Raw genomic sequence first — 20,422 nt, 5'->3', positions numbered from 1 at the left:
CTGGATAAAATATAATATAAGAAAAGCCACCTATGAGGGTGGCTTTTTTATATTTAGTTTTTAAATATTGGTTTTAAAATCTCTGCCAATACCTTATTTCCTTTCTCACTCAAATGACCATTGGCCACAAAATAGTTACTTAATTCATCGGGGAATTCAACAACGTGAAAGTGTATTTTATCAGAGTCATTTCGATATTCCGTAATCCCATTAAGATGCATTCTCCCTAAGTTATTAATAACCACTATATCTATAACCTGATCAAATTTTTGATCTTCTATTTTCTTTATTATCCAATCCAATTTTTTTTCATCAAAATCCAGCTCTTTCTTTTTCCCTTTAGCAGCTCCGTAGTACTTAAACGTATTAAAAATTTTAAACATCAAAAGACTCTTACAAAACCTCTTAACTTTACTTGGCAGGGATAAATTATTTCCGAAACTATTATATTTTGCTTTATGAAATACAATTGAATCTCCTTCTCTATACGGGTAATTTCTGCCCGGATCGTTTTTGGGGTTTCTTTTTCCAATATTGACTACTTCTCCAGGGGTCATTACAAAAACAATCTTACTACAATCCAGTTTTTCGCTTTTTAATAAATGCTCTAACAGAACTATTCCCTGAATAGGAGTCCACACTCCTCCTGATCCAGCATTATTAATGGTTATATCGAGTTCTTGCTCTATGATTTCAGAAAATCGATCTTCTTTATTCATGCCAAAACCTTCTACAAAAGAATTACCAACAACAAGAACACCATCATCATTAAACTCATCATCTCTAAAACCATGTGAATTGATTTCGTTTACAATACCTCCCCAGGGATAATGCATCATTTGTTTAGCATTTTTTTGTCTGGTAACTCCATATAACGAATCCATATCATAATAAAGAGGAGGATCATTAAACCCAGTAAAAGATAAAAATGTATCCGTTCCATTATAAAATAATCCTATGACTAGATTAAAAGCTTCTAAGATTATAACATATACTACTATTTTCTTTATGTATTTCATCCTTAAAATTGAAAATAAATAAATTCTGCTTGTATCTCTCTATTTAATGATCCTATAATTGCCAGTACCATAAGAATCCACATGATAAAATGAATTTTCATTTGCTTATATCTCATAAAATCTAATACCAGTAGTATGATAATAAGTATGATATCAGAAAACATGATAAAACTCAATGCATCTATCTTAAACGAATCGATTCTCATGATGTAATTAACTGCATCCTGAATAGAATCTGCTCTAAAAAATATCCAGGCTAGCGTAACCACAGCAAAAGTGAACAGTACTTGTCCAAAATTTTTGGCGAATGATAACATTGTTATTTGCGCAGTACCATCTTCTAAATGTCTTCGATTTGTTCCCATTACAAATGAAGGTATAAATAATAACGCATGAATTCCTCCCCAAGCAATAAAAGTCCAGTTTGCTCCATGCCAAAATCCGCTTACCAAAAAGATGGCAAAAACATTTCTAATTCCTTTTAACTTACCAACCTTAGAGCCTCCAAGCGGGATATAGAGATAATCTCTAAACCAGGTAGATAATGAGATGTGCCATTTTCGCCAAAACTCGCCTATACTTCTTGAAAAATAGGGGAAATTAAAATTGGTCATTAAATCAAAACCAAACAATCTTGCCGTACCAATAGCAATATCAGAATACCCACTAAAATCACAATAGATCTGAAACGCAAAGAATATAGCTCCCATGATCAACGTACCACCAGAAAAATCTGTGTAATTAGAAAATATGTCATTTACTATAGGAGCAAAAGAATCGGCTATAACCACTTTTTTAAACATTCCCCATACGATAAGCTCTATCCCTTTTATACTTTGAAGTTTATCGAATTTTCGTTTTTTCAGCATCTGTGGTAGTAAATTAGATGCTCTTTCTATTGGTCCTGCCACCAATTGAGGAAAAAATGACACAAAAGCTGCAAAGGCAACAAAATCCTTTGTTGGCTTCAATTTTTGGCGATAGATATCGATAGAATATGACATCGTTTGAAATGTATAAAAAGAAATACCAACTGGTAAAATTACTTTTAACGTCCAGGTATTTTCAATTTGATATCCAACAGAAGCTAAAAGATCTACCCAGGATTCAATAAAAAAGTTATAGTACTTAAAGAAACCAAGGAGTCCTAAATTAAATAACATACTCACCAGCAACCATCTTTTTCTAGTTGATTTTATAGTAGAATTGTCAATAGTAAGTCCAATAAAATAATCTACTACTGTACTTAATGCAATCAACGATAAAAACCGATAATCCCACCATCCGTAAAATACATAACTGGCCACCAGTATCAGAAAATTCTGAAGTTTTAGTTTTTTATGTACTACAAACCAGTATAAAACAAATACAAGGGGTAAGAACAAGAAAAATTCTAAAGAGTTAAAAAGCATATCTTATATCTATCGATTCTTAGTTTTTTTTATACAGAGCATTGTTTAATATTTCTGAGAACACTTGCGCTCCTTTATCAGACAAGTGAACATCGTCTTTCCAATATTCTATTTGATTATTATCTCTAAACAGATCAGAAAAATCATGATATTCGATATTCATAGTTTTAAATATCTCTATCATCTTTTTATTATCATTTTTACACTCATCACTATAAAAAGGAGAGGTAATCAACACCAACCTTTTATTGTTGTTTTCACAAAACGTCTTTATTTGATTAAGGTAAGACTCATATAAAGGGTTTAATATATACGAATCCAGACATTCCTTTCTTTTTGGTTTTTTCAAAAAATTCTTAAAGATTTCTCTCTGAGTCTCATTTACATAAATCGGATCATACCCATGATATTTTGTGTGATCATATTTTGGCATAAAGAAATTCTTAAAAAGCCCTAATACTTTTCCATTATAAGCTTTGCTCCAATAGAAGTTTTGTATAGGATCATAACTAAACACCTTATCGACTTCTTGCTTTATAATATCACTTCTGTGATATCGTATTCGCAAAGGCCCTATATCATCTCCAGAATAGTTAGTTTTAAATATGTTTTTCGAATCTACATTAACAACAACAAGTTGTTTTTTATCCTTTGGTAACATCTTTATTAATGTTGCACAAAAAGCTATCGATCTCGCGTCAGATCCCATATTAAAACCGGGAAGAGATAGTTTTTCTGGGTTTATATGATGATTTGTTCTAGAGTTACCAAATGTTAAAATATCTACAGAATCTTTTACAATTAGAAAATGATTTAGTTTACCCACTGCTTGTCCTGATAAAATCTTATCACTCACCGTATTGAGAGCATAGTAGATAATTTTATCTGTTATATACGAAATCACTAATATATATACGATAAGTTTTAATGCAGATCCGAAATTAAGTTTATCCATATCGTTAGAATTGAAAGTATATAAAATTATTTGATGTTGAATAAAACAGATTAAGCAGCATTATAATTACAGTAGCAAAGGTTACCAATCTAAATATGCTTAATTTTCCTCCTAATATTTCTAAATCTACTTTTTTAAGTCGAATATAAAGATCAAAACCAATCCCCAGCAATAGCATTAAAACAGATATAGCTACATTATTAAAATCACCAATAAATGGCATCAAAAACTCAAAACTTAGTATCTTTTTGATAATTGTTAACGAAGAATCCAGATCTGGTGCTCTAAAAAACACCCATGATAATAAAACCACGATGAATGTGTATATGTATCCAAAAAATCCAAAATTCTGATTTTTTTTCAATGAGAAAACGAACTTCTCTAATCCTAATGCAAGTCCGTGAATACCTCCCCATATCACAAAATTCCAGGAGCTACCATGCCATAGTCCCCCTAACAACATGGTTAACATCAAATTTCTATACGTGATTTTAATGCCTTTTCTGTTTCCGCCTAGTGATATGTAGAGATAATCTCTTAACCAAAAGGATAATGACATATGCCATTTTCGCCAAAACTCGGTAATACTTTTAGAGAAATACGGTAGGTTAAAATTCTGATGAAATTTAAATCCTAATAATTTTGCGCTTCCGATAGCAATATCAGAATACCCCGAAAAATCATAATATATTTGGAAAGCATAGAAAAACGTAGCAAGCACCAGTGTACTTGAATTATGAATCTCTGGGTTATAATAAACTGCATCTACATAAGTCCCTAAATTATCTGCAATAACAATTTTTCTAAACAAACCAACCAGGATTTGAAAAATCCCTTCATTAAACCATTTATGCTTAAACTCTCTTTTAGTTTCTATCTGGGGAAGCAAATTTGAAGCTCTCTCGATTGGGCCTGCAACTAATTGAGGGAAAAAACTTATATAAGTTAAGAAAGAGATAATATCTTTTGTTGGTTTAAATTGATCACGATATATATCAATTGTATAACTTAATGTCTGAAAGGTATAAAAACTAATCCCCACCGGAAGAATAATATTTAACGTCAAATCATCTACTTCCCAACCAAAACCAAACATCAAATCAGAAAAAGAATCGGCAAAAAAGTTATAATATTTAAATACTCCCAAAAGCCCTAGATTAGAGCAAAGACTTACCAGAAGCCATTTTTTTCTTCCTGCATTAGTTTTTGACGCCTCAATATTTAATCCCGAAAAATAGTCTACAAATGAACTAAATAAAATTAGTGACAAAAACCTCCAGTCCCACCATGCATAAAATATATAGCTCGATACCAGTAGTAAGATATTTTGATACTTATAGTTATTCTTCATTATCCAATACAGGATGAATACAACTGGAAAAAACAGAAGAAATTCTAATGAGTTAAAAAGCATATATAGTAATTCTAATATTCATAAATAATCTATGTCTTTAAGTGTATTGTTTAGTCATACAACTTTTAATTATTATCCCATTTCATTCTCTTAATTTTATCGGCCAAAAGTTTTGTAAATAGTTCTGCTCCATCATTATTTAAATGTGAAGTATCATGAAATAATTCATATTGAGATACAAACTGTTTTGAATTAAAAAAATCAACAAAAGGAATATTTTCTTTTTTAGCAATTTCCTGTATCATAGTAAAGGAAATATTTTTCGAGTTGTCTACATATTGTAAAGTTGGTGAGGTAACAAAAATCAGATTCACTTTTTTATTTTTTGCAGTAGCTATCATATCTCTAAGTACTTTTACAAAATTTTGATCTATTTTTTTATCTTCTTCGTTATGTATTACTTGATCTATATTATTAGAAGGTTTTACTTTTCCAAATAATGGGCGATAGCCTTTATAATCAATTTGAGGTGACGCATAATACCTAATTGCATGAACGATCGTAGAGTTGGTTTGATATGACTTAAAAAACAATTTAAAGTCAATTAGCTTAGATTGTAATCCTAATATTGGTTTAAGCTCTCTTCTATGATTGGCATAATAAGGATGTAAATCGTTAAGCCTGTCATATGCTTCTTTTGATGTATACAAAAAGTCCTCATCGATATTTAGGATAATCAAATCTGGTGTGGTCCTTTTCAGGATCATTTTTTGTAGTGCTGCGTGATACAATAATTGTTGTCCTTCTGCACCTGCATTATAACTCGAGGTATTTAATTCTTTTTCAAAAACTTCAGGCACATAATGTCTATGTGCATGAGAACTTCCTAGTACCAGGACTTTGGCATTTGTCTCGTTTATTGCATGCATAGATCTGGCATATTTACCTGTTTCCTGGCTAAAAAACAATTGTTTTGAGATAGCTCCCAATACAAAATCTGTAACCAGTAATATGACAATAAACTTTACTAGTTTTATAAGTGCTAATTTATATTCTTTTTTAATCATTTCTTAAAATTGAAAATAAATAAATTGACTCTTACCAAATACTCCAAAATACAAGATCATAAATACTACAACTGCGTATCCTGTATGTCTTACTATTTCATATTTATTTTTAGAAATAGAGAAAAGCGTATTAAAATATTCTTTTTTGGTTTCTACAAAAAGAAGAATACCAATAGCCAGAATAGCATATAAAAGAGCGGCAATATCGTCTCCACTACCAATATATAATCTCCCCGGAGCAGTAAAAATTGTTTTTATAATATAAAAAGCGTTATCTATAGAATTAGCTCTGAAAAATATCCAGGAAAAATTGATCAAGACAAATGTTAGCAGCACATTAATGATTCCTTTTCTATTTTTTCTGTACACTAAAACTTCTGCTATTAAATACAAACCGTTTAATGCTCCCCAAGCAATAAAAGTCCAATTTGCACCATGCCATAAACCGCTAATTAAAAAAGTAACGAAGAGGTTATAAAGCCACCGCATCTTCCCTACTCTGTTTCCTCCCAGAGGTATATATAAATAATCTCTAAACCATGTAGATAACGATATATGCCACCTGGTCCAAAATTCGCTTACAGAAGCCGAAAAATAAGGGCGTCTAAAGTTTGTCATGAGGTCAAACCCAAAAAGTTTTGAGGTTCCTATTGCTATTAATGAATATCCTGCAAAATCACCATATATTTGAAATGCAAATAAGACAGTTGCAACAATAAAGCTTAAACCATCATGGTTTTCTATATTATTATATACTGCATCTACATAAATAGCTGCCCTATCTGCGACCACTAATTTTAAGAAAAATCCCCAAATCATAAGTTTAATTCCCGTAGAAAAATTCTGATAGGTAAACTTTCTTTTTTTCAAAAACTGCGGAACCAGATTGGTGGCTCTTTCTATTGGTCCAGCGACTAACTGAGGAAAAAATGATACAAAAGCCGCAAAAGCAATAAAATCATTAGTAGGCTTTAGCTTTTTTCTATAGATATCTATAGAATATGATAAGGTTTGAAAAGTATAAAATGAAATTCCAACAGGTAAAATTACTTTTAATGTCCAGGTGTTTTGAAATTCATATCCGACAGAAGTCAAAAGGTCTACCCATGATTCTACAAAGAAGTTATAGTATTTAAAAAAACCTAACAATCCCAAATTAAATAACACACTTACCCAGAGCCATCTCTTTTGCATTAATTTATCTTTAGATTGATAGATTCGAAACCCAACAAAATAATCTGTTAACGTACTTAGTGCTATTAAAGACAAGAATCTCCAATCCCACCACCCATAGAAGACATAGCTTGCTATTAACAATAGAATATTCTGAAACTTAAGATTTTTATACACTATAAACCAATAGAGTACAAACACAATACATAGAAAAAGAAAAAACGCTAAAGAGTTAAAAAGCATAGTTTCTACTGATTTTGAATTTTATCTTTAATATTATTTTTGATCAACCTAAACTTACCGCTCTTTTCTACAGGAATTGCGTCGACATATCTTAATTCTATTTCAATTTTGGCTCCGACTCGATCTCTTAAGTTTTTTAAAAATACTTCTTCATATTTTGTATCAAATACGGTTTCGTCCTTTTCTATCAGAACTAAAAGCCGTTCGATTGCATCTTGTTGGATTTGAAATTTTATAATCCCTTTTACTCCTTTAAGAGCATTTGATATATTTCCCAGATTTATTTTTCCTATTTCTTCAGAATAAATATAATCTGAAATACGACCAAGAACTTCTTTAACCAACGGGTTGTTATTTCCGCAAGTGCATGTTCCAGTACCAAGTTCTATCTGGTCTCCTATATCATATCGAATAAGAGGTGTGCCATGAGTATTAAAAGATGTTACTATTAACCGCCCTTTTTCACTTGGGTTATTTTCTTCATCTAGCACTTCAAAAACGCCACTCTGTAATTCTAAGTGTAATTTCTTATTCTTACACTCAAAAATAAATGGTGCTCCTTCTGAGGAAGCATATTGATTATATAAGTTTGTTTTAAAATATCCTTCTAAAACCTCTCGAATATCATCGGTTATAGTTTCTGCGGTAGGAAATATCGCTTTAATAGTATTCTCGGGAAAATCAATATTTTTAGCTAGTCCATATTTTGCAATTTCATACATTGTAGAAGGAAACCCAACCATGTATAAAGGCTTATATTGTATTAAATTCTTAAGATAGTATGCTAAATATTTACCGTGAATATGGAAAGTTGAATAATATCTTACATTATAAATATGATCTGTTTTCCAAAATCTCTTTTTATTAATATCCTTTTCACTTAAAAGATTTTTACCACTAAACCAAGCGGTCTTTTTTCCTAATTTATAACCAAAACTACCTCTAAAATTATCTAACAAAGCAAATCGTTCCTGAACATCATCATGGGTATAAAGTACTTCTAGGGATTTCCCTGTAGTCCCTCCTGTTTTAGATATAATCCCTTCGTTTTTTTGAATTGTATAAATACCAGAATAATTACTTCGTAATGTTTCTTTATTAATTATAGGAAGTTTAGCAATATTGGTAATATCCTCTGAAGCAGTAATGCCTCCTAATGTCTTGTTATAATATTCAGAATGCTTTTTTGCATATGCAACAAACTCACTATATCTATTTGCCTGTATGACATTAAGCTGATCAACAGATAGATTTCTATTTTTTAAATAGTGGTTTATAAAATGTTTGTATTTACCAGAATATCTTTTTCTGTATGCCAAAACATTATATAATGATACAATCCAATTTTGTATAAAATGAGGGGATTTTGCATAGATCTTTTCTTGTAAATTTCCCATATCACTTATGTGTTTGTTTCAGATAAAAATCCTGAAATATTTCAGTGTTTTTTTGAATATCGTACCCCTTATTTTTTACCATTTCATAGTTATTAGTCTTCTCTTCTGACACCTTTTCTAAAATTTTATCTGCCCAGACTTCTGGTGAGATCGTAATCGGTAAAAATTCTATATCCTTGGTTAGATGTACTTCTCTTGTAATTCGATCAGAAGCAAAAACTTTAAGCCCCGCTGCCTGCGCTTCTATCAAAGTAACAGGAAGGCCTTCATAAAAAGAAGGAAAGACAAATATATCTAACATTTGATATAACTGGGGTATATCTGTTCGTACGCCTAAAAAACGTATTTTATCATCAATAGATAAACTTTTAGCTTCTTCTTCAATCTTAGTACGTAAAGGTCCGTCGCCAATAAAAACCAATACACTATCTTCTTTCTTTTGAACCAATTGATTAAAAATCTTCAAAATGTAAGAATGATTTTTTTGACTTGTAAACCTTCCTACATGTCCTATGATCAATTTATTTTCCAGATCATGTTCCTTTTTATAGGTATCACTTACAATTGAATCATAGGCAAATGCTTTGGCATCAATTGCATTATTCATTATTGTAAAAGCTGTTTTTTCTTTGAACAGCCATTTCCCCGCTTTTTCTCCGCAAGAGAAACTATGAGTAGAATAGTTATGTATTTTTTTCTTTAATTGAAATTTGACCAGTTTTTTAAATGTCTCCTTAAGGCTTTCGCTATTTGATAATACATCTTTTAGTCTTATGGGTTCAATAGCAATATGTGCATGAGCAATTCTACAAGGTATATTGAACTCTTTTGCTACTTTAAGAGGAAAGCAACTAAATGTATTTAAATGCGAATGTACTATTGTATATTCTTTATGTTCTTTAAAAAAAATTCGTAGTTCTTTATAATATGCACCAGGAAAAAAAGGACTAATAGGATTCATTCTATATATTTTTCCTCCCAGGCTTTCTATTTCGTCATCAAAAGCAGCTCTTTCTTTTCTGTGAACCAAAAAATCAAATTGAACTTTGTTTCTATCGATACTACGATAATAGTTCATGATCATAGATTCTGCTCCTCCACGATTCATAACAGTAAAGACTTGTAAAACTCTGGTGGTAGCCATTAAAATTCGTTTTTGGTTTTATATCTAATATAAAGGTTAAGCAAAACCCCAAACGGAATCGCTAAAAATGTGATTAGTTTTTTTGGAGATTCTTTTAAAAAAGAGCCGTTTTTTATAAACATAGAACTCGAAACGTAGTGAATTGCATTTTTAAATTTGTCTTTAAAGTTTTTTGCCAATTGCATTCTACTTTTTCTTGAAAAAGCGAAACCTCTGGGATGTCTTCGATATTGCTTTAGCATATTCATACTAGAACCATCGGCCATATATTCTACAACACAAAAAACTTCATTTACCGGTAGTAGTTTATAATCTTGATCAATGAGTTGATACAGATACCCTAGTGGTACAAACCGTTCACCTTCAAAAATAGGATATGATGGGTATTTTTTTACGACTTCAGTTCTATACACTAATTTTTTATCTCCCTTTACTCCATGAACATTATATATATCATACAATGTAGTTTCTTTTATATTTTCGGGTATTTTGGTTCCTATGATAGCACCACTTTCATCTGCATCTAACCCTACCAGACCAGCATATTCTGGTTTATCCTTAATAGTTTCCCATGAGTTAAGGATTTTTTCAATAGCATTCTCTGCCATACAATCATCACTATCGATACAAAGGTTAAGAGTAGTTTCGATAAGTCGATATGCAGCATTATGTCCGCCATGCATTCCCAGGTTTTCCTGGTAATGATATATGATATCTATTTTATTTTCTTTAATCCAGGATGCTACCAGTTCTTCTGTAGTATCTGTAGAACCATCGTCTATAATAAGCCATACAAAATCTTGATTTGATTGTTTAATCAGGCTTTCGTAACATTTATGCAAACAATATGCTCGATTATATGTCGGTGTAAATACTGTAATAGTTTTCATGTGTGGTTAAAATTAGTTTTTGTTATCCCCAATATAAATAGTACATAAAATAAGTAAACGAAAAATACACCAACATTACTTTCCCCATCATAAAATGATGGTCTTTAAAAAATTTCTGTTTCAGGAAAGGATAAATAATGATGACCGCCATCATAAACCATGATAAATAGGCAAATCTATTCGAGTAATTAGCTTTAATAACCAAAACCCAAAATCCATTACAAATCAAATAGGTGTTTAAGAGTTGATAAAATAGTTTATCTTCAAATTGTTTTTTATAAATAAAATACCACCCGGCTGCTATCGGAAAAGAACTATGAAATAAGAAATCCCATCGAAAACCTGTGCTAGAAAAAGTACCTTCTGCGGCCTTAGATGTTAAATATCCTGATAACCTATCATCTGCAAATCCCATACTACTAAAAAGCGATATCCAAACTCCTCCCATAGCTAAGGATAATGGAATACACAAAAGCCATCCTTTGAGATACACTTTTGGGTTATTGTAAAAATATGTGGCAATAAATGCTAATACTGGTAAAAACAAAGTTTTATGAAAAGCAATAGCACAAAGAAAAAATACAGACATCACCACTTTGTTTCTATGATAACTTACTCCCCATAAAAAAAGAGAACAAGCCGCGCCATTTCTCATACCATTTACCCCATAGGTCCAAAATGAATAAGAAACGATAAACATCATAAAAGCATAGTACCAATATTCATTAAAGAGTTGTTTAGAAATTCTGTATAAAGGAAATATGTATATAAAAGCACAAATGGTAAAGAATGTATGAGCAGAAACCACATAAGCTAAGGTTTTCATGAAAATATGCCATGAATAATCTGCTCCAAACATAATCTCTCCCCCATTTTGATAATGCTGAAATGATCGCATATAATTAATCATATCACCAAACAAATAGGTAATAGGTCTTTGTCCAATATATAGGATGATATAAGTAAGCAGAAGATACCCTGTGATATTAATAAAAATCAAATTCTTTTTATCGTCCATTTTCAAAACCCTGGTATGGAGTAGTGTAAATAGCACTAAAAAGAGTGATAGATTAATATAAATCTTGTAATATATCCCTATTGGAATCCAATCAAACATTGTACATTACTTCTTTTTATTTAAGAATATTAACTTACATAAATTCTCTGTAAACTTTTTCCCTGCAAATTTATCTATATGGTGACCATCATAAGTCTCATACACCATATCCATTTTATTAAAATCAAAATATGGGACTTGATTACTTTTTGATATAGAGTCTATTGTAGTATCAAATTTTGGGTAATATTTTTCTTCATATCCCAAATATTCTTTACTTATAGGCATCCTTACCAAATATACATCTCCGTAATGGTCTAATTTTTTTATTAAAGTTACTAAGCTTTGTATTCGTACATCAGATACTTCAAAATCTTCCTGGTCTTTTAAGTATAAAGCGATCTGATTCTTTTTCCAATCTTCAAAAACTTGCTTATTCTTTGGTAGATTGGTTTCTTCTAACCAACCATCTTTATGTAAAGTAGAGCTTTTTCTAAACATTCCTTTGAAATGAAAAAAAGAAAAATTCTTTACCAAGTATTCATAATTTGGATTCATACTAACAAAGTTCATATTATGAGGAGGTTGATCAATCTCTCGAAATTCTCCTTCCTCATTATTATAATCCTTGTGTGAGGTTAACATATCCGGAGTAATAGAAATAATAAAAATACCATTAGTCGACGTGGTATCTAATTTTTTAAAGATGCTTTTGTTATATGGTGGTCCGATAAGAGCTTGAGCAATCGTAAAGCTATAGTTTAAAATCGGGAGATCATATCCTTTATCCTTAAAATATGCATTGATAACACTTGGTTGGATTCCTTGCAGGCTTCGAGAATCTCCTATAATCATCGATTTGGTCTTTGGCGTTGTAAATTTTTCATAAAAATAATCTACATTACCTCCAGAATTAACCAGAACAATACTAACTATCCCCAAACATATGATAAAGAAAAGACCTAACTTAAGTAAAAGTAATTTCATGATTATTTAAAATTGAAAATATATAAATGTATCCGAACTTCTCCCGAAAAACAAGATAAGTAAAAAGATGAATATGTATGATGACCATCGAAGGTAAACATTATAATTGCTTATTTCGAAATCATGTTTCTTCTCGCGGTTAACCCATTCTACCAGCATAAAAAAACCAATCAAAGCGACTATCATTAAAGTATTAGCATTAATATAACTCGCCGGGTACTCTATAATACTTGATGAAAAAACACCCTTGAAGTAATCCAATGCCATCGCAACGCTATCCACCCTAAAAATCACATCTGTCATCATTACCAAAACAAATAGTGCCATCATTTTATAGATTTCTTTAAAAGATGGAAACCATTTTCCCTTTGCCATGATATCGGATGTATTCATTGTACCAGAATATACCAAAGGAATGAAATAAATTCCATGAAGTAATCCAAAAACAATAAATGTCCAATTAGCTCCATGCCAGAACCCTACCAAAATAAAAGTAGCTACAATCGATATCACCAATCCTCTTTTCTGAAGTTTTCTAAGCGTAAATGATAATGGTGTAAAAACATAATCCATCATCCATGTAGTCAAAGAAATATGCCATTTTTTCCAAAAACCACTAATATTGGTTGAGAAAAACGGAGTTGCAAAATTACGTGTTAATTGTAACCCAAATAATTTAGATATTCCTATTGCCATATTTGAATACCCCGAAAAATCTGCATATATCTGTATTGCATAGAAAAATGCACCTAATACCAATACACTTCCTGGTTTATCCTGGTAATTATTAAAAATTGGATTTGCAATTGCAGCGCAATTTTCTGCTACCACTACTTTGGTAAATAATCCCCATAATATTTGTCTAAACCCGTCAACAGAGGTAGCATAGGAAAGCTCTCTTTTCTTTTTAATTTGTGGAATAAAGCTTCCTGCTCTTTCTATAGGTCCTGACAAAATTTTTGGAAAAAATGCTATAAAAACAGAAAAATCAAGCAAATCGTTACTAGGTTCGATCTCTTCATTATACACGTCTAATAGATATCCCAATGTTTGAAAGGTAAAAAAACTAATCCCCAAAGGTAATAGGATAGAAAGTGTATTATATTCTAAATCAGTACCAAAAACATTTATTATTTTATAAAATCCTTCGTAGAAAAAATTAAAATATTTAAAATATACCAGTAGACCGATATTAAACACTAACCCTATATTTAAAAGCATTTTTTGTTTACTTTCTTTTAGAGTATTATGAATTTTTAATCCCAAATAGTAATTAATAAGAATACTTGCTATTAACAAAAAGAGAAATCTCCAATCTGCCCAGGCATAAAAAAATATGCTGGCCATTAGCAAAAGTATATTTTGAGCTACTGCTGTTTTTTTAAAAAACAGCCAGTATAGCACTAATACAGGAATTAAAAAAACGACGAAATCAAATGAGTTAAAAATCACGTTTTCTAAATTAAATTTTACCTTGAATTACTGAGACAAGAGATCCCAAATTCTTTAATTTATTTAAATCCCTAAGTTTGAATTTAATATCAAATTGTTCTTCAATTTTTGTGATGATCATCATATGAGATAGTGAATCCCAACCATCAACATCTTGTGCAGTCAATTCATCATTGGTCTCAAAATTACTGTGTCCTAATACAGATACGAGTGCTTCACTTATTTTTTCTTTAATCTCTGTGGTTTCCATAAATATGGCTTTATGTATTTAGAATTATGTTTAATTAAAATATTGTTGTCAATTCTTTTCTGTCAATTTTTCCGTTAACATTAAGAGGAAAAGTTTCCATAAATTTTATCTGCGAAGGTATCATATATGCAGGCATTTTTGCTTTCATATATTCAGAAAGTTCTGTAAGGTCAAATTTTTCTGACTCTATTACCAACCCTATTTCGGTACTTCCTACTCCATTAGTGTATGCAACAGCTACTGCATTGATTTTATGTAATCCTTCTTTCGCATAGAGTTCGACTTCAGAAAGTTCTACACGATATCCACCTTGTACTTTTGCCTGAAAATCTATTCTTCCCAAAAACATGATATCTCCATCAGCGTCTATATATGATAAATCTCCTGTTTTATAAAATCTAGTTTTTTTACCGTTATATTCGGTATAGAAAAATGCTTCTTCATTTTTCTCGGGATTCATCCAGTATCCCGGTGTTAATAAAGAGCCTGCCAGGCATAGTTCTCCTTTTTTACCCGTTTCAAGAATCTCATTAGATTCATTTATGATTATGGTTTCAACGCCCTTCCATGGTTTTCCGATAGATACTACTCCATTATGTGTTTTCTTAGCGTCTTTATCATATGTATACCCTGTACAAAGCATTGTGCTTTCTGTTGGGCCATACACATTCATTATTTTAGTATTTGGTAAGCGTTGCGCCCATTCTTCTGTTACATCTACTGGTAAGCCTTCTCCGCAAAACAAGCTATATTTTAAATAAGGAGAATCTATCTCATCAAAATACGGTCTTAAATAGTGTAAGATTGAAGGAACCATTAAGGCATATGATAATCTTTCGTCTTGTATTAACTCGAAAATATAACTGAACTTAATCTCATCTTTTGGAATGGTATATACCCTTGCTCCTTTAAGTACCGGAAGCATAAACGACATTACAGATACATCAAATGTTAAACCGAACATCTGTAAACATCTATCATTTTCATCTATTTGAATACCAAAATCAAAAAATGCATCGCAAAATGCTATAAGATTAGAAAATGTAATGGGAACGCCTTTAGGAACCCCTGTAGTTCCCGAAGTAAATAAGATATAGGCTATTGATTCATCTAATACTTGTTTCGGCTCTAAATCATCAGTATTTCCTTTTGCCATGGTCGAGGAAATAGTATTATAGTCTGGATATACAACTACATCAGAAGAATCTACTATTGTTTTTATGTTAGTCTGTTTGATGATATTATCATTTCGTTCTTCTGGGCTCTCTGGATCAAGAGGAACATATGATTTTCCTTCAAACCATATTGCAAAAATTGCTGCATACGTTTGTATATCATCATTTGCAATTAATCCAATATTTACTTCATCATCAGAAATTTTTTCCTGTATTATTTTTCTTATACCTGAAATAGACTCAGCTAAATCCTTATACGTATATTCTTGCCCATTGATAACAAAAGCAATACGATCCAGGTTTCTAGTAATGGAATGGCTAAGTGCTTGCTGCAAATTCATTTTTTACTATTTGTTTAACTAAATAATTCTTTTAATTTTTTTCTATCTGTTTTTCCATTAGTGTTTAATGGAAAATTATCTATAAATCTAATCTGAGTTGGGATCATGTAATGGGGTAATTTCGTTTTTAACTCCTCTAATAACTGATCTGTTTCAAATTTTTGAGATTCAATTACCAATCCTATTTCTGTAGTATTCATAGCATTATCAAATGCTATAGCAACCACATTCATCTTATCTAAACTTGCTTTTGAATGAAATTCAATTTCAGATAATTCGACTCTAAATCCTTGGATTTTTGCTTGAAAATCTACTCTTCCTAAATATAAAATATCACCTTCTTCATCTACAGTACATAAATCTCCTGTTCGATAGAACCTTGTTTCTTTTCCTTTATAATCTTTAAAGAAAAAAGCTTCTTTATTTTTCTCTTCATTTTTCCAATATCCAGAAGTAAGTTGAACACCACTTAAACATAATTCTCCTTTTTCACCGGTCTTTACTTCATTATTATCATCATCTACAATAATTGTTGTAGTATTAAACATATCTTTTCCGATAGTCAAAACACCATTATGTGATTTATTCCCCTCTTTTCTTTTATAGGTATAATCTGTACAAAATATGGTGCACTCTGTTGGGCCATAAACATTTGCTATTGTTGCATTTGGCAAGCATTTACTCCATTCTTCTGTAACATCAAGAGGTAAAGCTTCTCCACAAAACAAACTGTATTTCATATCCGGACAATCTATTTCATCAAAATACGGCCTTAGGTAATGCAATATTGAAGGAACCATTAAGGCGAAGGTTAACTTATAGTCTTCCATAAGTTCAAAAATATAGCTATACTTAATCTCGTCTTTAGGAATAGTGTAGATACATGCTCCTTTAAGTATTGGTGCCAAATATGAAAACACTGATAAATCAAATGTCAATTCAAACATTTGCAAGCATCTGTCTTCGTTAGTTAATTCATAGCCAAGTTTCCAAAATGCTTCTGTAAAACCTGATAGGTTATTAAATGTTATAGGAACTCCTTTTGGAGTACCCGTAGTTCCTGATGTAAAGAATATATATGCAAGATTTTCTTCTGATATATGATCTACTGGACATAAGTTAATCTCTGAAGCAGGTATCTTTTTTGTGAGTATTGTATTATAATCATTAAAAATTTTGTCTGTTGAAGAATCTAAAATGGTTTTTATACCGGCCTGTTCAATTACAGTATGATTTCTATTAACCGGAAATTCTGGATTTAACGGGACATATGCTTTTCCTTCCATCCACAATGCAATTATAGATGCATACGTTTCAATATCATCATTGGTTACTAATCCGATAATAACGTCTGTTTTTTCTACCGAAGTCTGAATTGCCTGTCTGATATCAGAAACTACCTGAGCAAAATCCTTGTAGCTATAATATTTGTTTCTAATACAGAAAGCATTATGATCATAATTATCTTCAATAGATTTTTGTATGTTAGAAATTAGGTTCATTCGGTTTTGTGTTTAAATTCATCTACTATTTAGCACTACTATAGTTATACTCGTTTTCCGTCTTTTTTTATAATTCGTGCAGGGTTTCCTACAACAACGCAGTTTTCAGGAACATCTTTTACCACTACAGCCCCGGCTCCTATTACGCTATTATTTCCGATTGTAATATCCCCAATAATGATTGCTCCTGTATTTACAGAAACATTATCTCCTATAGTTGGTCTTTTTCCTTCTATTTCTCCTACCGTCACCAAATGGTTTACATAAAAATTTTCTCCAATAGAATCGGCATTTAAAATTGTACAATAAGGATGTCCTGTAAGTACACCACCACCTAATTTAGTAGTAATATCAATTGTGAAATTAGATTGCTTTCTACAATAGATATTAAGTACGTGAGAAAAAATACTTCGGTTTCTAAAGTAAAACAAGGTTCTAAAATCTGGAGAGTTTGTTAAAAACGTAAGTAGTAAAGAATATTTTCCTTTTTGTATTCCTTTTGCCTCGGCCCATCTTTTTATGTCTTGATCAATACTACTTTGGTTCTTACTAAATTTATACATTATTAAATGTGGTAAGAGTAGTATTTTATATAAAAAAGAAAATAAAGATCTCATCTTAGTTGTACTTAAGTTAAATAATTCTTCTTCTATTGATTTACTGATAAAATAGAATCTGCAAGTGCTTTGGTAAACAATTCTCCTCCTTTTTTATCAATATGGTGTCCATCATAATTGCTAAATTCTTTTAGTTTCGGATGTCTTGTGAAATTAAAATATCTAATATTATTTGATGTAGCGACCGAGTCTATGAAATTATCGAATTCTGGGTAAAACTTATTTTCTATTTCTAAAATATCCAAATCTATTGGACTTCTTACAAAAAAGACATCCCCATGTTTTTTTAAATCTTTTATTAAATCATAGAAACTTTGTTTCCTTACCTTAGATAATTTGTAATAATCCAGAAACTCTGTAATCATATCTTTTTGAACCTTTTTTCTTGCGTTAAAAGAAAATTCATCTTTGCTTAATTTCTTTCTTTCCATCCACCCATCTTTATGAAGTAGATAATTCGTTTTAAACACATGTCTAAAGCTAAAAAGGTTAAGGTTGCGAAGTATATACTCATAATTAGGGTTTACATCAACATAGATCATATTATGAGGAGGTTGATCTTGTTCTCTAAACTCACCTAAATCATCATTATAATCATCACCAGAGCAAAACATCCATGGTGTTAGACTTAGTATATATACTCCATTCTTAGTCTCTTTGTCTAATTTACGTAAAATACTCTTCCTATATGGAGGTCCCATAGGGGTTTGAGCGATAGTAAACGCATAATTATACATCGGTAATTCATAATCTTTATCACTTGATTTTATGGCTTCATTAAGGATTTCTGGTTGTATCCCTTGCATTGCCCTACTATCACCTAAAATCATAGATTTAGCTTTAGGTGTTGTAAACTTGTTATAAAAGTGATCTATATTTCCTCCATACTTTAGAAGTATCGCCGTTAGTATCACAAAACAAACAAACAAAAACAAACTTACTTTTTTTATATACTTTTTCATAGCGACTAAAATTGGAAGTAAATAAATGAAGTTGAAGACTTACCAAAGAACAAAATGATTAAAAACACAGCCATATATGATCCCCATCTCACATAAACTGGCCTATTACCAATAGCCAATCCATGTTGTTCTTTTCTATTGATCCATTCGACTACTAATAAAATAACAATAACGGCTATCGAAATTTTATCCAAATTACCCCATGTATTTCCTTGAAAACTAAAAATTCTTTTGATATATAAAAATGCATCTTCTATAGAATCGGCTCTAAAAAACACTCTAATAAAACAAGTCACAATAAAAGTTTCAAAAATGGCATATCCTTGCCTAAAAGAAGGTAAAAAACTATTTGCTGCTACAATCTCCAGATTGCGGCGGTTTCTCTTGGATAACATTAAAGGAACATAATACAATGCATTAAGAAACCCCCAAAATATAAATGTCCAATTTGCCCCATGCCAAAATCCACTAATAAGATAAATGATAAAAACATTACGGATCTTTTTATTGAGTCCTACTCTACTTCCTCCTAACGGAAAATATACATAGTCTTTAAACCAGTTGGTAAGAGACATATGCCATCTTCTGTAAAACTCTGCTATATCTCTCGCAAAATATGGGAAAGCAAAATTTTGTTTCAAATCAAAACCAAACAATCTTGCGCTTCCGATAGCAATATCCGAATACCCAGAAAAATCACCATATAACTGAAAAGCAAAGAAAATCATACCTACAAATAGTTCTCCGGAAGAACTCATAGAAGGATCTGCAAAAGCCTGATCTACAAAAACTGCACAGTTATCGGCAACAACAACCTTTTTAAAAAATCCCCATAGCATTTGTCGCATTCCATCTGCAGCTTTATCATACTCAAAAGTTCTTTTCTTTTGAAACTGCGGCAGCAAGTTAGTCGCTCTCTCTATTGGTCCGGCAACTAACTGAGGGAAGAAACTTACATATGCAAAAAATTGAACAATTGAATTTGATGGTTCAATTTTACCTCTATATACATCTATTGTGTAGCTAAGCGTTTGAAAGGTATAAAAACTAATACCAACCGGTAAAATAATATGTAACGTTGTGTAATCTGCATGAAATCCAACAAGATTAAAAAGATCAACCAGAGAATCTGCAAAAAAGTTGAAGTACTTAAAAAAGCCTAGTAACCCAATATTCATAACAAGACTAATCCCAACAAAAGCCTTTTTTGTATTTTTCTTCTCAGAAGCCTTTATTTTTTTTGCTACCCAAAAATCTATTAACGAACTGGCAGCAATTAAAAACAAAAAACGCCAATCCCAACAACCGTAAAAGAAATAACTTATTATTAACAAATAAGTATTCTGAATTTTTAATGACTTTTTTGAAAGAAGCCAGTATATCGAAAAAACGATCGGTAAGAAAATTAAAAATACAACCGAGTTA

18 protein-coding genes are annotated in these 20,422 nt (G+C 31.0%); all 18 read right to left on the bottom strand.

The annotated features are described in order from the left end of the window. Positions 1-53 precede the first annotated feature (53 nt). Positions 54-1,019 (bottom strand): hypothetical protein, encoded by a 966-nt coding sequence (locus ATO12_RS00670; RefSeq protein ID WP_034237709.1) that lies wholly within the window; start codon positions 1,017-1,019, stop codon positions 54-56. Positions 1,020-1,021: 2 nt separating this feature from the next. After that, positions 1,022-2,431 (bottom strand): MBOAT family O-acyltransferase, encoded by a 1,410-nt coding sequence (locus tag ATO12_RS00665; RefSeq protein WP_034237708.1) that lies wholly within the window; start codon positions 2,429-2,431, stop codon positions 1,022-1,024. Positions 2,432-2,450: 19 nt separating this feature from the next. After that, positions 2,451-3,386, bottom strand: coding sequence for an SGNH/GDSL hydrolase family protein (locus tag ATO12_RS00660; RefSeq protein WP_034237705.1), 936 nt, complete (start codon positions 3,384-3,386; stop codon positions 2,451-2,453). A gap of 4 nt (positions 3,387-3,390) precedes the next feature. Continuing rightward, complete coding sequence (locus tag ATO12_RS00655) at positions 3,391-4,737, bottom strand: MBOAT family O-acyltransferase (protein ID WP_240486084.1); 1,347 nt, start codon at positions 4,735-4,737, stop codon at positions 3,391-3,393. A 128-nt stretch (positions 4,738-4,865) separates the two neighbouring features. Beyond that, the gene (locus ATO12_RS00650) at positions 4,866-5,807 is read right to left on the bottom strand and encodes an SGNH/GDSL hydrolase family protein (protein ID WP_034237702.1); all 942 of its coding nucleotides are present in this window, start codon (positions 5,805-5,807) and stop codon (positions 4,866-4,868) included. A 3-nt stretch (positions 5,808-5,810) separates the two neighbouring features. Then, complete coding sequence (locus tag ATO12_RS00645; protein WP_034237700.1) at positions 5,811-7,223, bottom strand: MBOAT family O-acyltransferase; 1,413 nt, start codon at positions 7,221-7,223, stop codon at positions 5,811-5,813. 5 nt (positions 7,224-7,228) lie between these two features. Beyond that, a complete protein-coding gene (locus ATO12_RS00640; protein ID WP_034237697.1) occupies positions 7,229-8,620 on the bottom strand; it encodes a phenylacetate--CoA ligase family protein in 1,392 nt (463 codons plus the stop codon). 1 nt (position 8,621) lies between these two features. Further along, a complete protein-coding gene (locus ATO12_RS00635; protein ID WP_034237696.1) occupies positions 8,622-9,764 on the bottom strand; it encodes a glycosyltransferase family 1 protein in 1,143 nt (380 codons plus the stop codon). Then, on the bottom strand, positions 9,764-10,654 hold the full coding sequence (locus ATO12_RS00630; RefSeq protein WP_034237694.1) for a glycosyltransferase family 2 protein: 891 nt from the start codon (positions 10,652-10,654) through the stop codon (positions 9,764-9,766). Before ATO12_RS00630 ends, ATO12_RS00635 begins: the two co-directional genes overlap by 1 nt. Before the next feature lie 22 nt (positions 10,655-10,676). Then, positions 10,677-11,771: an EpsG family protein gene (locus ATO12_RS00625; RefSeq protein WP_034237693.1), complete on the bottom strand. Its 1,095-nt coding sequence runs from the start codon at positions 11,769-11,771 to the stop codon at positions 10,677-10,679. 6 nt (positions 11,772-11,777) lie between these two features. Further along, positions 11,778-12,698 (bottom strand): hypothetical protein, encoded by a 921-nt coding sequence (locus tag ATO12_RS00620; protein WP_034237691.1) that lies wholly within the window; start codon positions 12,696-12,698, stop codon positions 11,778-11,780. A gap of 6 nt (positions 12,699-12,704) precedes the next feature. Continuing rightward, positions 12,705-14,045 carry an MBOAT family O-acyltransferase gene (locus ATO12_RS00615; RefSeq protein WP_131248743.1) on the bottom strand — a complete coding sequence of 447 codons (1,341 nt, stop codon included), beginning with the start codon at positions 14,043-14,045 and terminating at the stop codon, positions 12,705-12,707. Between the two features lie 115 nt (positions 14,046-14,160). After that, entirely contained in the window at positions 14,161-14,400 is a 240-nt protein-coding gene (locus ATO12_RS00610) for an acyl carrier protein (RefSeq protein WP_034237688.1), read from the bottom strand. A gap of 34 nt (positions 14,401-14,434) precedes the next feature. After that, complete coding sequence (locus ATO12_RS00605) at positions 14,435-15,916, bottom strand: AMP-binding protein (protein WP_034237686.1); 1,482 nt, start codon at positions 15,914-15,916, stop codon at positions 14,435-14,437. A gap of 14 nt (positions 15,917-15,930) precedes the next feature. Then, positions 15,931-17,418: an amino acid adenylation domain-containing protein gene (locus ATO12_RS00600; protein ID WP_034237684.1), complete on the bottom strand. Its 1,488-nt coding sequence runs from the start codon at positions 17,416-17,418 to the stop codon at positions 15,931-15,933. Positions 17,419-17,462: 44 nt separating this feature from the next. Beyond that, positions 17,463-17,981 (bottom strand): serine O-acetyltransferase, encoded by a 519-nt coding sequence (locus ATO12_RS26625; RefSeq protein ID WP_316932910.1) that lies wholly within the window; start codon positions 17,979-17,981, stop codon positions 17,463-17,465. 86 nt (positions 17,982-18,067) lie between these two features. After that, the gene (locus ATO12_RS00590; protein ID WP_034237681.1) at positions 18,068-18,997 is read right to left on the bottom strand and encodes a hypothetical protein; all 930 of its coding nucleotides are present in this window, start codon (positions 18,995-18,997) and stop codon (positions 18,068-18,070) included. Positions 18,998-19,002: 5 nt separating this feature from the next. Then, positions 19,003-20,331, bottom strand: a complete 1,329-nt coding sequence (locus ATO12_RS00585) for an MBOAT family O-acyltransferase (RefSeq protein ID WP_316932909.1) — start codon at positions 20,329-20,331, stop codon at positions 19,003-19,005. Positions 20,332-20,422: the final 91 nt, after the last annotated feature.

The sequence above is a fragment of the Aquimarina atlantica genome (genome assembly GCF_000626715.1).
Lineage (GTDB): Bacteria > Bacteroidota > Bacteroidia > Flavobacteriales > Flavobacteriaceae > Aquimarina > Aquimarina atlantica.
This window is presented reverse-complemented; position numbering and strand designations above follow the sequence as displayed.